At 73.7% G+C, this 14,988-nt stretch carries 12 protein-coding genes and 3 pseudogenes; 8 read left to right on the forward strand and 7 right to left on the reverse strand.

The genetic code is table 11. The features are described 5' to 3' along the window. Positions 1–129: 129 nt before the first annotated feature. The 3 genes and pseudogenes from QQY24_RS21440 to QQY24_RS21450 form a co-directional block, all read left to right on the forward strand. Positions 130–402: pseudogene (locus QQY24_RS21440) on the forward strand (type II toxin-antitoxin system VapB family antitoxin); the annotation flags it as partial. Then, positions 402–809 (forward strand): PIN domain-containing protein, encoded by a 408-nt coding sequence (locus QQY24_RS21445; RefSeq protein WP_301974326.1) that lies wholly within the window; start codon positions 402–404, stop codon positions 807–809. The pseudogene QQY24_RS21440 and the gene QQY24_RS21445, both read left to right, overlap by 1 nt. A gap of 247 nt (positions 810–1,056) precedes the next feature. Beyond that, a complete protein-coding gene (locus QQY24_RS21450) occupies positions 1,057–2,736 on the forward strand; it encodes an SWIM zinc finger domain-containing protein (protein ID WP_301974328.1) in 1,680 nt (559 codons plus the stop codon). A gap of 916 nt (positions 2,737–3,652) precedes the next feature. Here QQY24_RS21450 and QQY24_RS21455 read toward each other — a convergent pair. The 4 genes from QQY24_RS21455 to QQY24_RS21470 form a co-directional block, all read right to left on the reverse strand. Continuing rightward, entirely contained in the window at positions 3,653–4,690 is a 1,038-nt protein-coding gene (locus QQY24_RS21455; protein ID WP_301974329.1) for a rod shape-determining protein, read from the reverse strand. Between the two features lie 234 nt (positions 4,691–4,924). Then, complete coding sequence (locus QQY24_RS21460; protein ID WP_301976317.1) at positions 4,925–5,347, reverse strand: CU044_2847 family protein; 423 nt, start codon at positions 5,345–5,347, stop codon at positions 4,925–4,927. Between the two features lie 121 nt (positions 5,348–5,468). Then, the gene (locus tag QQY24_RS21465) at positions 5,469–6,821 is read right to left on the reverse strand and encodes a carboxyl transferase domain-containing protein (protein WP_301974330.1); all 1,353 of its coding nucleotides are present in this window, start codon (positions 6,819–6,821) and stop codon (positions 5,469–5,471) included. After that, positions 6,814–8,274, reverse strand: a complete 1,461-nt coding sequence (locus tag QQY24_RS21470) for an acyl-CoA synthetase (RefSeq protein WP_301974331.1) — start codon at positions 8,272–8,274, stop codon at positions 6,814–6,816. Before QQY24_RS21470 ends, QQY24_RS21465 begins: the two co-directional genes overlap by 8 nt. 229 nt (positions 8,275–8,503) lie before the next feature. On the opposite strand from QQY24_RS21470, the gene QQY24_RS21475 reads away from it, so the two are divergent. The 3 genes and pseudogenes from QQY24_RS21475 (at position 8,504) to QQY24_RS21485 (ending at position 11,617) form a co-directional block, all read left to right on the forward strand. After that, positions 8,504–9,382 (forward strand): RimK family alpha-L-glutamate ligase, encoded by an 879-nt coding sequence (locus QQY24_RS21475; protein WP_301974332.1) that lies wholly within the window; start codon positions 8,504–8,506, stop codon positions 9,380–9,382. 67 nt (positions 9,383–9,449) lie between these two features. Continuing rightward, positions 9,450–9,796: pseudogene (locus QQY24_RS21480) on the forward strand (IS5/IS1182 family transposase); the annotation flags it as partial. A 393-nt stretch (positions 9,797–10,189) separates the two neighbouring features. Continuing rightward, the gene (locus QQY24_RS21485) at positions 10,190–11,617 is read left to right on the forward strand and encodes an NAD(P)/FAD-dependent oxidoreductase (protein WP_301974333.1); all 1,428 of its coding nucleotides are present in this window, start codon (positions 10,190–10,192) and stop codon (positions 11,615–11,617) included. Positions 11,618–11,718: 101 nt separating this feature from the next. Here the strand turns inward: QQY24_RS21485 and QQY24_RS21490 are convergent, their stop codons facing one another. Continuing rightward, entirely contained in the window at positions 11,719–11,841 is a 123-nt protein-coding gene (locus tag QQY24_RS21490; RefSeq protein WP_301976426.1) for a hypothetical protein, read from the reverse strand. Here QQY24_RS21490 and QQY24_RS21495 point away from each other — a divergent pair. Next, a pseudogene (locus QQY24_RS21495) lies at positions 11,788–12,328 on the forward strand (transposase family protein); the annotation flags it as partial. The gene QQY24_RS21490 and the pseudogene QQY24_RS21495 sit on opposite strands and share 54 nt — an antisense overlap. Here QQY24_RS21495 and QQY24_RS21500 read toward each other — a convergent pair. Next, positions 12,304–12,672: a hypothetical protein gene (locus QQY24_RS21500; protein WP_301976427.1), complete on the reverse strand. Its 369-nt coding sequence runs from the start codon at positions 12,670–12,672 to the stop codon at positions 12,304–12,306. The pseudogene QQY24_RS21495 and the gene QQY24_RS21500 overlap by 25 nt on opposite strands. On the opposite strand from QQY24_RS21500, the gene QQY24_RS34805 reads away from it, so the two are divergent. Then, a complete protein-coding gene (locus QQY24_RS34805; RefSeq protein WP_367658009.1) occupies positions 12,610–13,047 on the forward strand; it encodes a hypothetical protein in 438 nt (145 codons plus the stop codon). The genes QQY24_RS21500 and QQY24_RS34805 overlap by 63 nt on opposite strands. Positions 13,048–13,515: 468 nt before the next feature. Here QQY24_RS34805 and QQY24_RS21505 read toward each other — a convergent pair whose 3' ends face one another. Continuing rightward, positions 13,516–14,859 carry an endonuclease domain-containing protein gene (locus tag QQY24_RS21505; RefSeq protein ID WP_301974334.1) on the reverse strand — a complete coding sequence of 448 codons (1,344 nt, stop codon included), beginning with the start codon at positions 14,857–14,859 and terminating at the stop codon, positions 13,516–13,518. Between the last annotated feature and the right edge of the window lie 129 nt (positions 14,860–14,988).

Below are 14,988 nucleotides of genomic sequence, written 5' to 3' on the forward strand. Positions count from 1 at the left end.
TGTTTTGCGCGAGGTGGGACAGCCCTGCTGTCCGCCCTGGGCCGGGAAGTGGTTCAGATGGAAACGCCTCCGCGTCCTGCACCCCATGGAGTGGCCTGTCTGTGATCGGTGGCCGCTCCAGTGTTGGCGATGTGCCGTGGATGCGTACATCGTGGACACCGGAGGTGCCCGGCGTCCGTCACACGGGTTGATCTCGACGACGAGGCGCCGGCCGAGGCCATGCGGCTCATGGGTGCCACGACGAAGGAGGAGACCGTCCACACGGCTCTTCGGGACTACGTGGCGCGGATCAGGCGGCTTGAGGCCGCGGAGAAGCTGGCCGCGCGAGGTGCGCGTGGCGAGTTCGAGGAGGTCGCAGCGGCGCGTGACGCCGAGAGGCGTGCGCGACGCGAGGCCTTCGAGTGGTCACGTACCTGGTGGACACCTCGGCTCTGTGGCACCTGTTCCGCACCCCGGGTGCGCTGCGCCCCTGGGGGGTGCACATCGCCGCCGGGGTGTTCCACCTCTGCGAGCCGACGCGGACCGAATCCCTCCATTCGGCAACCAGCTCCTCCCACCGGGACGAGCCGGCGGAAGAACTGGACGCGCTCTGCTTGCACTCTCCGGTCCCGGAGAACGCCTGGCGTTGGGTCGACACCGCCCGGTACAAGCTGACCCGGCAGGGTCGGCATCGGGCGGCTGGAGCGATCGGCCTGTTGGCGTGCGCGACAGCCGTGCACCATGGGCACACTGTCCTCCACGTGGACAGTGACTTCGCGACAGTGGCCGGAGTCCTCAAGGAAGTTCAGCAGCGAGACGCGCGAGTCTGATCACCTGCGTGCCCCGGGCCGACTGCTGGGGGAACACCCGCGCGGGGCCCTCTCCGAGCGATCCCCGCGTGCGCGGGGCCGACTCGTAAGCCTTGACCGTGTTCGTCTGCGAGTCGGAGCCATCGCCTCCTGCGCGGGGACAGCTCCGCGACGATGGGCAGTCCGTTCCGGTTGTGCAGGACTCGTACCGGGGGATGGCCGGGACCTCCGGCGCTCCCCGGCCCGCCTTCCGCGGTTGAATACCGGTGTGGCACTGAAAGTGGTGGGGTTCGGCGAGGACGATGTGAGGGCGCTGGCCGGGACCCGGTCCTTCGAGCGAGGGCTGGGGTACCTGGACGCGGTGAGCGGGCTGGAGGTGGGGGAGGGCTCGGTCACCGCCGTGGTGCACGGTACGGACGTCTACGAGGTGGAGCTCACGCTCGGCGACGAGGGGGTCTCGGCGTGGTGCGACTGCCCGTACGGGCAGGAGGGCAACTTCTGCAAGCACTGTGTGGCGGTCGGGCTCACCGTGCTGCGGCGGGTGAAGACGATCCCCCAGCAGCGAGCCGCGGCACGAGCGCGGGCTTCCGGCTTGGAGGCGTGGCTTTCGGCGCTGTCGCGTGACGAGCTCCTGGCGCTGGTGCGGGAGCAGATCGCCGAGGACCGGGAATTGCGAAGGCGTCTGGAGCTGCGGGCAGCCGCTGCTCGTTGCGACCTCGGTACGGTCCGGGACCGGATCGTCGCCCTGACCGATCCGCGGCCGTTCGCCCGGTACGGATGCATCGAGTACGCGGATGCCTCCGGGTATGCGCGACAAGTCGCCGAGGCGGCGAGCGCGCTGCGCGCCCTGACCGCCGATGGGCAGGCGGCGCAGGCGGTCGGACTGGCCGAGGAGGCGATCCGGGTGCTGGGGGAGGCATACGGGGAGATCGACGACTCCGACGGTGTGGTCGGGGAGGCCGCCGCCGCGGTGGCCGAGGCCCATCTGGAGGCTTGCGGGGCCGCACGCCCCGATCCGGCTCGGCTGGCCGACTGGCTGGTCGGCACGGTGCTCGACGGCAGCAACGACGTGACAGACCTGGATCCGCTGGACTACGCCGACGTGCTGGGGCCGAGCGGGCTGGCCCGCATACGGCAGCTGGCGACCGAGGCGCTCGGGCGCAGGCCGTCCGGCTGGGCGGAGCGGTACCTGATGGAGCGTCTGATCAAGGCCGGGGGTGACGTCGACGCGTTGGTCGCCCTGCACGCGCAGGACCTCGGCCCGACCGGTGCGACCCATCTGCTCATCGCCGAGGAGCTGGAGTCGGCGGGGCGTGCGGCCGAGGCGCTTGCCTGGGCGGAGCGCGGACTGCGGGAGTGCGCCGCCCGGACGTACATCGACGACCGTCTGGTCGACTACGTGTGCGCGCGGTACGCGCAGACGGGGCGGACGGCCGACGCGGTCGCGGTGCGCCGGGACCGGTTCCGTGTCGAGCGGTCCCTGGCCGCCTACCGCCAGTTGCGCGCCGTCGCCGACGCGGCGGACTGCTGGGAGGCCGAGCGCGCTGCGGCGCTGGCCACCTTGGAGGAGGGCGCCCGTCGTGAGCGCGGCGGCCGGTACGGCGGGCCCGTGCTGATCGACGCGTTGCTCGACGACGGCGACCTGGACGCCGCCTGGCGGGAGGCCGCCGACCACGCCGACGACCGGCAGTGGGCGCAGCTCGCCGATCTGTCGCGCGAGACGCGCCCGGCCGAGGCGCTCGGCGTGTACCTGCGGCTGATCGAGCGGTCGAAGGAGCCGACGGGTGACCGTGCCTACGCGCACCTGGCACGGCTGCTCCAGGCTGCCCGTGACTGCCATCGCGCGCTGGGGACCGAGGACGCGTTCACCCTCTTTCTGACCGACCTGCGGACGGAACTGAAACGCAGGCGGAAGCTGATGGCCATCCTTGACCGGCACGGGCTGTGAAAGGGCTCCGGCAGAGGCCTTGTGGCGAGGGGGAAGGACAGGGACAGGGGCCGGCTCTCCCCGTGGGGGAGGTGATTCCGCTGCCGGAGGCGGGATGGTGCAAGCCCGGCGTCCCCCATATTCCCCTCACGGCAGGGCTCTGCCGACCGCCAGGGGACATGCAGGGGAGGGGAGGACCCGGGAAGGCCCCGGGAAGGCCCCGGAAGGACCCGGAAGGACCAGGAGGGCCGGCGCGGAGCCAGAACCGCGAAGCTCCTCTGACGTGCGGTTACGGGAAGGCCGGGGCAAGAGCGGGGCCGGAGCGGAAGGTCCGAGGAGGACTCATGATCCGTCGGCCGTGGGTTCGAATCCCACCCGCCCCACCACGCACCGCGCACCACGCGCGCGGAGGGCCGCCGACCAGCGCTCCCGTGGGAAGCCGGAACCGGCGGGCGCGGCGGCCGACTTCGAGTGGACCGGGACCGCCGGGGCCGTCCGCGCCCCCGCGGCGACCGGCTCACGGTGACGGTCCGGCTCCGGGACGGCACCGCGTACGACCGCGGGCCGGACGACCGCGGGCCGGCCCGGCTCACCGGACGGCCGGACCGCGCCCCGCGACGGTACCCGCCCGCCGGCCGGCCGGCCCGCCGAGCCGCGGGCAAGGCGGGTCCGGGTCAAACGAGTTGAGCCCGTGGGGGCTTGGACCTGCCCTGTTCTGGGCACGGTCCTCCTACCGGCGTCCACCGCCGGGCCGTTTCGGCAGGAGGAGGGCGTCATGGACCGTCGGATCCGGGTGCGTGTCAGTCGGCGGCCCGCCCCGCGCGAGCAGGAGATCGACCGCAGGACGCCCTCGGGGCGCATACTCCCCTACTGATACCGACCACGCCGGCCGGCGGCCCGCGGCCGGCGCGCCCCGCCGGCGGACGCCCCGGCCGGGTCAGCCGGCCAGCGGGCTCAGCGTCAGCGGCTGGATCCGGCCCTCCAGCATGGCGCCGAGCCCGTGGACGGCGCACACGTCGGGCCGCTCCGCGATGCGCACCGGGACGCCGGTGGCCTGGTGGAGCATCCGGTCCAGGCCGGGCAGCAGGGCGGAGCCGCCGACCATCATGATCCCGCGGTCGGCGAGGTCGGCCACCAGGTCCGGCGGGCAGTCGCGCAGCACCTTGCCGATGCCGTCCAGGACGGCCGTCAGCGGGGTCTGGATGGCGTTGCGCACGGCGGCGGTGTCGACCCGCACGGTGCGGATCCGCCCGGTGGCCACGTCCCGCCCGTGGATCTCGGTGGACGTCGGCCCTCGCGGGGTGAGCCCGTTGTCGGACAGCGCCAACTGCAGCGGCCGGACCGACTGGCTGGGCAGCACCAGCTCGTGCGCGTGCCGCAGGTGCTGCACGATCGCGCGGTCCACGGCCTCGCCGCCCACCGGGACCCGCTCGGCCGTCACGATGGACCCGAGGGAGAGCACGGCCACCTGGGTCGCCGCCGCCCCGCACACCATGATCATGCTGGCCTCGGGCCGCTCCACGGGCAGTCCGCAGCCGACGGCCGCCGCGATCAGCGTGTCCACCAGCTCCACCCGGCGCGCCCCGAGCCCGACCAGCGTCTCGGTCGTCGCCCGCCGGGCCAGCGGGTCGGCGTCGTGCGGGGTGCAGGCCGCCGCGCGCAGCCGGGGCCTGCGACGCAGGGCGCGGCGCACCTTGTCGCCGAGCAGGTGCCGCAGCATGCGCTGCGCCATCTCGATGTCGACCACCGTGCCACCGGACACGGGCCGCGCGACCCTGATGTAGCCCGGTGTCCGCCCGGTCATCCTCTCCGCGAACTCGCCCACCGCGATCAGTGCGCCGGTCCGGGTGTTCACGGCGACGACGGAGGGCTGGTCGACGACGAGTCCGGCACCCTTGACGTACACCCGGGTGCGGGCCGCTCCCAGGTCGACGGCGAAGTGACAGCGGCGCAAATGCTCCAGACTGACGGTCACGGCAGGTCCTCCCGAGTACGCAGGCCGAGCGGTGCCGCCGGCGCGGCGGGCCTCACCGCTCCATCCTGCGCGGCGCGCCGGCGCGGGCGCCTTCTGGAGGGGGCCGGGCGGGGCGCGGCCGAACGGGGGTCCGGGGGCGGGAGTCCCGACCGGACGGGCCCGGGCGGTGACGGGCGGGGCCAGGCGGCGACGGGCGGGGCACGCTCGAAGGACGCCCGGGCGTCCCGGGGGCCCTCAGGACCGGGGGGCCGGCTCCGGCGCGGCCGCCGGCACCGGGGGCGGACCCGCCGCAGCCGGTGTCCCGGGCTGCGCAGGCCCCTCGCGCTCCTCCCGCGCCGCGGTCCGCGACGTCCACCCCAGCCGCACCACCAGCTGGCCCTCCGCCGCCCCCTTGGCGATGACCGCGCCGGCCTCCGCCGTGAGCCGCACCCCGAACTCCAGCTCCACGGAGTCGGGCCGCAGGGCGCCGTCGCGGAAGACCCGCAGCGCGGACTGGGCCGCCGCGCGCACGCCGTCCAGGGCGCCCTCGAAGGCCTGGGCGGCCTGGGCGGCCGGGCCGTCGCCGCGCGCGACGAGCCGGGTGCCGCTCCCGGGGTCGTTCGTCTCCACGACGACGACGGCACCGTCCTCGGTCCGGAACTCCACCAGCCTGCCCATGACGCCGCTCGCCCCCGTGTCCCCGGTCGGTCCCTCCACCCATTGTCGTGGAAGGCGGTCCGCGCCGTCCGCCGTTCCGGTGCGCACGGCCGCACCGCCGCCAGCGGGAAGCGGCCCCGGTTCAGGCCCGGTTGCCGTCAGCGGGACCGACGACGCCCCGGACCACGCCCAGTTCCACCAGGTCCTGCGGGCGGATGCGGAGCTGGTCCGCGGTCGCCTCCACCTCCTCGGGCGGGCGCTTGAGGATCGCCGCGGCCAGTTCCGGGGCGATCACCGAGAAGTAACTGTCCGGTGTGGCCCAGGTGTTGCCGGGCGCGGCCAGGGCGAGCGCCCCGCCCGAGCCGCCCTCGCCGATGACCAGCGTGGTGACCGGGACCCGGGCGGCGGCCACCGCGCCGAACACCTCGGCGATCGCGGCTCCGGCCCCCTGCCGCTCCGCGTCGGCGTCATTGGCGGCACCCGGCGTGTCCACCAGGGTCAGCACGGGGATGCCGAGCCGGTCCGCGAGCCGGATCAGCCGGGCCGCGGTCCGGTACCCGGCGGGCCGGGTCGCCGTGCCGGTCTGCGCCGCGAACGCCACGGTACGGCCGTCGCGCTCGCCGAACCCGCACAGCATCCCGTCGGGATCGCTCCCGCCGCACCGGTCGCCGCTGAGGGCGGCCCGACGGGTGAAGCAGGCGTCCAGGTAGGCGCGGGCGCGGGGGCGCTCGGGCGCGCGGGCCCGGGTCACGGCCTGCCACCCGGTGGCCGGGAGCCCGCCGGCCCCCAGGGCGGGCGGTAGTGCCGCCTCGGCGGCCGGAGTGGTCAGCAGCCGCAGCCACAGCCCCAGCGTGTCCCGGAGCTCCGCCTCGGGGACCACCGCGTCCGCCGAACCCGCCGCCACCTGCGCCTCCGCCGTGTACGCGGCCGGGTCGGCACCGGCCGGACGGACGCGGGAACCGGCGAAGCCGACCTGGGCGCCCGGGAGGGCCAGGACCACGTCGGCTCCGGCGCCCAGGGTGGCCCAGCCGCCACCGGTCGTCGGGTCCCGCAGGACCGCGATCTGCGGCAGCCCCGCCTCCCGGGTGAGCACGGACTGCCGTGCCACGCGCTGGAGCTGGGTCAGCGCGAGCATGCCCTCCTGCATCCGGCTGCCGCCGGTGGCGACCAGCGGTACGACCGGCAGCCGGTGTTCGCGGGCGTGGGTGTAGGCCGCCACCAGCCGGTCGCCGGTGCGCTCGCCCAGGGAGCCGCCGAGGAAGCCGAACTCGAACGCGATCAGCACGGCCCGGGTGCCCCCCACGCTCGCGGTGCCGCAGACGACCGACTCCCGCTCCTCGGTGCGCTCGGCGGCACGGGCGCGGGCGGCGTCGTAACCCTGCCAGCCGAGCGGGCCGTCCACCGCCGTCCGCCGTGCCGGGCCGGGCAGTTCGCTGAAGTCCGCCCCGTCGGTGACCAGTGCCAGGATCTCCCGGGCCGAGAGCCGCTCAGGCATCCGTGTCCGCCGTCAGCGCCCGCTTCATGACCTTCCCCATGTCGTTGCGGGGCAGGACGTCCAGGTGGCGGACCACGCGGGGACGCTTGTGCGGGGCCAGGCGCCGGGCCACGTGGTCGGCCAGCTCCCGCGCGGAGGGCGGTGCCTGCGGGTCGGCCGGGACGATCCAGGCCACGATCCGCTCGCCCAGGTCCGCGTCCGGCTCGCCGGTGACCGCCGCCTCCCGCACCCCGGGGTGCTCCAGCAGCGCGTTCTCGATCTCGCCCGCCCCGATCTTGTAACCGCCGCTCTTGATCAGGTCGGTGGCCTTGCGGCCGACGATGCGCACGTAGCCGTCGGGCTCGCGCACCGCCACGTCCCCGGTGCGGAACCAGCCGTCGGCGGTGAAGGCGGCGGCGGTCGCGTCGGGCCGGTTGAGGTACTCGGTGAACAGGTTCGGGCCGCGCACCTGGATCTCCCCGACGGTCTCCCCGTCGTACGCGGCCACCTCCGTGCCGTCCTCCTCCACCAGCCGCAGCTCCACCCCCGGCAGCGGCACCCCGACCGTGCCCGCGCGGGCCTCGCCGTCGGCGCGCACGCTGGTGTTCATCAGCGTCTCGGTCATGCCGTACCGCTCGATCACCCGCCGTCCGGTCGCCGCCGCGATCCGCTCGTGGTCGTGCACGGGCAGCGCCGCCGAACCGGAGACCAGCAGCCGGGCCCGGCCCAGGGCCCCGGCCAGTCCGGGGTCGTCCGGCAGGGCCTCGGCGATGCGGTGGTACATGGTCGGCACCCCGAACAGCATGGTCGCGCCGGAGTCCAGCTCGCGCGCCACGCCCTCGGTGGTGAACCGGCCCAGGTGCCGCACCGAGCCGCCGCGTCGCAGCGGGCCCAGGGTGCCGAGGACGAGTCCGTGCACGTGGAACAGGGGCAGACCGTGCACCAGGACGTCGTCCGCGGTCCACTGCCAGGCGTCGGCGAGTGCGTCCAGGGTGGCGGCCAGGGCCCGGCGCGGGACGACGGCGCCCTTGGGTGGACCGGTGGTGCCGGAGGTGTAGACGATCAGCGCCGGGTCACCGTCGCCGGCCCGCTCCCCGGGGAGGCCGCCGGCCGCCGCCGCGTCGACGTCGATCCGCTCCACGCCCCGCAGCACGTCGGGGAGTTCGGCGCCGGGCGCGGCGAGCAGCAGGGCGGGCGCGCTGTCGGAGAGGATGTGCGCCAGCTCCTTCTCGCCCGACTTGGGGTTCAGTGGCACCACGGCCACCCCGGCGAGCAGCGCGCCCGTCACGGCGACGGCCGTCTCCAGCTCGGGGGCGGCCCACACGGCCACCCGGCCGGCGCCGGCGTCCCGCACCCGCGCGGCGAGGGCGCCCGCCGCGGAGGCGAGCCCCGCGTACGTCAACGACCGTTCGCCGAAGCGCAGGGCGACCCGCTCGCCGGGGCCGTCCGTCAGGGCGGGGAAGAGGGAGGACACGCGGCGCACTCCTTGACTGCCGGGGAAACCGTCACGATCTCCGGGAACGATATGCGCCGGTGCCCCCGTTCGTCATGGGTCACCCCGTCCCGCCGCCCCCGCACCACCCCCGCGTCCGCCACCCGCGCCGGGACCCCACCGCGGGGGAAGGCCGAAATGCCTGTCCCCGCCCGCCGCGCGCTTGTTAGCCTCACGGCCGACCGGACCGCCGTACGACAGGGAGCCCGCCGTGCCCCGCATCGCACTCGCCACCTACGACCCCGGGACCGGGCCGAGCCTGGACGGCGACCTGCCGGTGCTGGTGCGGGCGCTGATCCGCGCCGGTGCCGAGGCCGAGTCCCGGTACTGGGACGACCCGGCGGCCGACTGGGCCGGCTACGACCTCGTCGTCATCCGCTCCACCTGGGACTACAGCTGGCGTGCCGCCGAGTTCGCGGCGTGGGTGGAGCGGGTCGGCGCCGTGACGCGGCTCGCCAATCCGGCCGCCGTGGTGCGCTGGAACTCCGACAAGCGCTACCTCGGGGAGCTGGCCGCGGCCGGGGTGCCCACGGTGCCCACCCGCTACGTCGCCCCCGGCGAACCGGCCGGACTGCCCACCGACCACGAGTACGTGATCAAGCCGACCTCCGGCGCGGGTGCCCGCTTCGCCGCCCGCTACACGCCCGCCGGGCGGGAGGCGGCGCTGCGGCAGCTGGCGCGGATGCACGCGGAGGGCCTCACCGCGATGGTGCAGCCGTACCTGCGCCGCGTCGACGTCAGCGGGGAGCGGGCGCTGCAGTTCTTCGGCGGACGCCTGCTGCACGCCAGCCGCAAGGGCGCCGTCCTCGCGCCCGGCACGCCCTACGACGCCGACAAGGTGGCCCACCCCGACCTGGTGCCCTGGCAGCCGACGGACGCCGAACTCGCAGTCGCTGAGAAGGCGTTGGCGGCTGTTCCCGCCGAGTCCGGGCTGCTGTACGCGCGCGTGGACCTGGTCGACGGGGAGGACGGCGAACCCCGGCTGATGGAACTGGAGCTGGTGGAGCCCAACCTGTTCCTGTGGCTGCACCCGCAGTCGCTGCCGCACGTGACGGAGGCCGTGCTGGCGGCGGCCGGGGGCACCGCCTGAAACCCAAGATCTTCATCGGTCCTCTAGTCGCCGGCGCCGGGGCCCGTCAAAGGCGGCCCCGGCCGGCGAGCCGGACGACCATGCCCTCGGCCGCTCCCGCGGTGGACCGACCACCAAGGTCCCTCTCGCCACCGACGGCCGGTGCCGTCCCCTGGCGTTCCACCCCATCCCGGCCAGGCCGGCGGCGCTGCCGCCTTCGAACAGGTCGTGGCCCGCATCCGAGTCCCACGACGGACCGGCGGACCACGCACCACATCGGACCTGGTCCTGGCGGACGAGGCCTACCCCTCCCGTGTGATCCGCTCCCGTGTGATCCGCCGGCACCCACGGCGACGAGGGACCCCAGCGGTGATCCCGCAACCGGCCGACCAAGTCGCCAACCGCAAACGGCGAAGCCGACACGGCGGCGGGCCGAGCAGGCCCGCCGTACCGGTGGACTGCTCGCCCCGGTCCCTGACGTGTGCGTCGCCCACCCCCTGCCCCCGCCGCTGACCGGGCGGGGACCGGCCCTGCTCCCGGTCCGATGCCGTCGCCCGGCGGACGTATCCGTCCACGGCCGGTTTCGGCCGCGTGCCGGCGCACTGGTCGCCGGCGCTCTCCCCTCCCACTCGCTTGCAGCATCATCTGCTTGCGACGACTTCGAGCGTCGTTCCGAAATGATCAGTTATATCGGGAAGCGGATGGTCGCACCGACCGAACCGGTCATCGAAATGCGGTCCCCGAACAGCCGAAACCCAATCATCCACCCCTCGCGAAACGCGATACTGGTGCTTTTCTCACGATGTACCAACCAGGGGAGCGGATTCGATGCACGCTGCGCGGGAGAACGTGGAGTCGGGCACCACCTGGGGCGGACGCCATGCGGTGGTTGTCGGCGGCAGCCTGGCGGGCCTGCTCGCGGCCCACGTCCTCGCCGCCCACGTGGACCGGGTGACCGTCGTCGAACGCGACCGGTTCCCCGAGGCGCCGCAGCCACGTCCGGGCGTGCCGCAGAGCCGGCACATCCACGTCCTGCTGGAAGGCGGGCAGACGGCTCTGGAAACGTTGCTACCGGGATTTCTGCACGAATTGCAGGAGGCGGGAGCACCCCGGGTGGGCATTCCCGCGGACATGGTGCAGTGGCAGAACGGGCGCTGGTTCCGCCGACTGCCCGCATCGGCGTACTACCATACCGGTCCCCGCCCGCAGCTCGAGCACCTCGTACGGCGACGGGTTCTCGCCAACCCGCTGATCAACGTGGTGGAGGGCACGGATGCCGTCGGTCTCCTGGGGGACGCCTCACGTGTGCGTGGCGTGCTGCTGCGCGAACGCGGCGACGCGGCGCGTGCGGAGTCACGGCCGGTCGAGGCCGACCTGGTCGTGGACGCCTCCGGCCGGAGCACGAAGGCCCCGCAGTGGCTCACGGCGCTCGGAGCGCAGGCCCCGCACGAGGAGACCATCGACACGGGCCTCGCGTACGCCACTCGTGTCTACCGTGACAAGGACGGCATCCTCGGCACCGACGCGCTCGGCTACTACATCGTCCCCAACCCGTCCCAGACCTACGGCGCCGTCGTCCTGCCTCTGGGAGACGGCACCCATCTCGTCACCTTGTCCGGCCTGCGCGGCGACGAACCGCCCACGGACGAGGAACAGTTCGCGGCCTATGCCAAGAAGCTGCCGCACCCGCTCGTGTTCCGGTGGCTGAGCACGGCCGAACCCTTGTCACCGGTCTCCGGCTTCCGCCGCACCGCGAACGTGCGGCGCCGCTACGATCTGCCCGGTCGGCGTCCGGCCGGATTCCTGGCAGTCGGCGACGCCCTGTGCACGTTCAACCCGATCTACGGGCAGGGCATGACCGTCGCCGCCCTGAACGCGGTCGCGCTCCGCGACGTGCTGGCCGGCCCGCGTCGTACGCCCACGACGCGCCGCGTCCAACGGGCGCTGCTGTCTTCGTCCCGGCAGGCGTGGGACATCTCGGCCGGAGCGGACAAGCGCATGCCCGGCGCGACCGGCAACGCGGTCGCCGTCCGTGCCGCGGACCACGCGGCCCACTGGTACCTGAGCCGGGTCCAGGACCGCTACCCCGGCGACCCCGTGGTCGGCGCCGCCTTCCGATCCGTACTCAGCCTGTCCGCACCGCTGACCGCCGTGTTCACCCCCTCGGTGGCCCGGGCCGTTCTGTTCGGCCCGCCCACCGCGACCCCCACCGAGCCCCCGATGACCCGCGAGGACCCGCGAGGAACCTTGACCTGACGTGTACGTCGGACAGAGGACGACGGGATCGTGTGCGTCAGTGACCGGAACCCGTCAGGACCCCGTCGGCTGACGACCCGGGCCGTTACTGGTGGTGGCAGTCAGTGACGTGGCAGGGCTTTTGTCGTTGCGGTGGTGATCTCACTCGTCAACGTCCCGACAAGGAAACCCTGTTGATCCCATACCGTGTCGTGCTCGACGTCCCGCAGGAGGTCGTCGAGCACGTTTCCTGTCTCATCCACGCCCGAAGGTGGAAGCTGAACTCCCGTTGGCGCAGGCTGAGCTGCTTCCCGGCAGGCCCTGCTCGTCCTGGTCCACCTGCGCAAAAACGAGGCCCCGGGCCAGGGCGCCGCGGGGTTCGGCGTCTCCGCTGCCACCGCCGGCCGGTACGTGGGCGAGACGATCGAAGTCCTCGCCGAGCCCGCAGGAGGCCCTGCGCGAGCCGCCGCCGGAGGGATTCGCCATCCTCGACGGCACCCTGATCGCCACCGACCGCATCACGGTGCGCGAGCCGTACTACTCGGTGAAACACCGCCGTTACGGGATGAACGTGCAGGCCGTCGCCGCACCGGCCGGCAGGCCGCTGTGGTTCTCCCGGGCACTGCCCGGCCTGACCGCGGCCCGCGGACACGGGGAGGGATCCAAGCCTGTCCCTCCCGTCAGTTTCTCGTCCTGGCCGCCCCGTCCTACCGTGGAGCCGGATCCACGTTGACGCCACCGCGCAGGCTTCTTTCGCACCGGGGCAGCCGGGGCGTGGCGCGTGCTGATCGGGTCTGGGCGATGCAAGCGAGCGCGCCGCAGGTGAGGGCGACAGCGGTGGTGATGTCGATGGACGTGCCTTGCAGGAACCGGGCCGCAACTACGGCGGCTGCGGGGATCAAAGCGAACAGGATCGACGCTTCTCTGGCCCCCGTGCGCCGGACGCAGGCTGCGTAGCAGACCATGGTTACCCGGACCGGTCCGTCCGGCTGCAGTTCCGCCGCAGCGCGCGCGTGCGGGAATCCGTTCACGACCACTCGGCAGATGTCGCGCTCGGGATCGGCGACCTCGGCCACGGCACCCGCCACATCGCCGACCTCCCCCTGACCTGGGTCGGCCCCACCGACCGGGCGCCGGAGACGGGTAAGCTCATCGTCTTCACCGCCCCCTGTGCTATCCGGGAACGCGTTCTCGCCTCCGAGGCAGCATCAGGCAGGCACCCGGCCCGCGAATGCGTCGACCTCATCAGTCTCCTTGCCGCAGTCAGGACCACCGGCGGCATCACCGCCCTCCCCCGGACCCGGGACCGGGAGCCAGGCCTGCGACCGCTCGCAACCCTCCCGCCCCTTCCTGCGATTCCTTTGAGCCTGGCCATCAGTCGTCGGCTCGCCGCCAGAACCCGGGACGACATCACCTCCGCGATCCACGAAACGTGGTGCACCCACCGGTGAACCACTCCGCAAGATTCGCAGCACCTTGCGATCGTGCGGCGAGAAAGCGCTTCCGGGTTACGTTCCGCTGCACAGCGCAGCAGGGTGATGGTCACCGCCACTGGTGCTGCCGGCGGGCTTCGTTCTCACTCGCCGTCGACGGAATCCGGGTTCGTGGGGGCCGCAGTCCAGCGGGCGGGTCTGGGAGCTGGAAGGAGTACCGGCCGAGCACGTTGATGTGGTGCCGCACGAACGGCGAGAGACGGGTCAGGTGTCACCTCATCCTGCAGCAGTCCCAGATGACCTCGACCGGGTACCTGTGCCCCTTGTACGACGGCGACGCATCCTCCACGAGCGACGCCCTCCTGCAGCACCCCTTTTGGGCGGAGGCTGGACTCTGCTGCGCGTTTCGCCGGGGCGTGCAGGGTGACCGCGCCGGGGGCAGCGGCTGCGAGGTGACGGTGGGGTGTCAGGTCTCCCGGTGCCCGCTCAAAACAGTTCCAGGTCCTCGCCGCTGGTGTCCGCGATGACTGGCCGGAACTGGGCAGGGAGGCCGTCCAGGCGGTCAGGACCGGCTGCGGCGGCCACGGCGGGGGCCGTCTCGGCCAACCAGGCACGAAACCGCTCGGCGGCTTCGCGGTAGGGGACTCGCGCCAGGACACGGTGCTCGCCGGAGGGGCAGAAGTCGACGGCGACAGTGAGCAGGCAGGAACGGGGCGCGTTCTGACTGCCCGTCCAGGACACGCGCAGGACACCGCAGGGCTTGCGCCCGCGGGAGGCCCGGTGGGTCGGGCGCAACGACCGGCAGGCTATGTGGGCGGTCCATGCGGCGAGGTGCGGCAGGGGCAGGGTGGTGCGTGCGCGGCAGCCGGGGCAGCGGTGCCAGTGGCGGAGCCAGTCCTCGGTGTCGGTGTGGAAGAGGCGTGTGTAGCGGTTCGCCACGCGGATGTCGTTGCTGTACAGGTGGTCGGGGCGTTCCCGTGTGTTGCAGGACTGGCAGACGGGGGCGCGGACGTAGCCGTGTTCGTGGCAGTGGTCGAGTACGGTGGCGGGCACAGTGCGGCAGACGGCGCACGCCCAGCTGGCCACCCTGCGGGAGGTACCGGGCTTCCTGCTGAGCACCGAGTACAGCTGGCCTTCCAGTTCTTTGTCGTACGGGCGCAGTGAGGCGGTGGGGCCCTCGGGGTCCGTCGTCTGCCGGCCGCCGGTGTCCCGGGCCCGCCGGGGGTGGGAGGGCGGCTCGGTGACGGCTGCGCTTGCCCGGCAGGTCCGCGCGGCTTGCACCCACTGTGTTTCGGCGTGCTCGGCCGCGTCCAGCAGCCTGACCACAGCGCGCGGCAGCCACCACGTGCGCTGCGTCCCGTCGCGGGTCCGCTCCACGAGTACCTGTCGCCAGTCGATCCCCGCCAGGGGGCACGGCCGGCCGACTTCACGTCGTGCTGCCCGCTCGCGGCCGCCCGGCTCCTGCAGTTCCCCCGTGATGCGCTGGCGCCAACGCAGCGGCGTTCCCTCGTTGCCCTCCTGCTTCGGGGCCCCACGAAACGGACCGATGCGGACCAGGTCCTGCCGATCCATCCCCACCGCGTTCAATTCCGCGGCCGCCCGGCGCACCTCGATCTCCGGAACACTCCACTGACCGCCGTTCGCCCTCACCGTCGCCACCACATGGCCACCGAGCAGGACGTACCCCATCCGAGCACGGGCAGGGGAGCAGGTGAACGCCCCGGCAGCCGTCGGCACGGCACCGTCGGCCGTCAGATCGACCCACAGAGCGTCTGCGGCAACCAGGGTGATCAGGCCGTCCGTGCGGCCGGGCATGACACGCTCCGACATAGCCACAGGCTAACGGCGCCGACACGGCGACGGGTATCCGAGCGCCTCGGTCAGCCGGGCCGCCGTCCGCAACTCCCTGTTCCTGAGCATCTGGTTCGTCAGCACCTCCCGTGCGGGTGGCGTCACCAC

This window comes from Streptomyces sp. TG1A-8 (assembly GCF_030499535.1).
Taxonomy (GTDB): domain Bacteria; phylum Actinomycetota; class Actinomycetes; order Streptomycetales; family Streptomycetaceae; genus Streptomyces.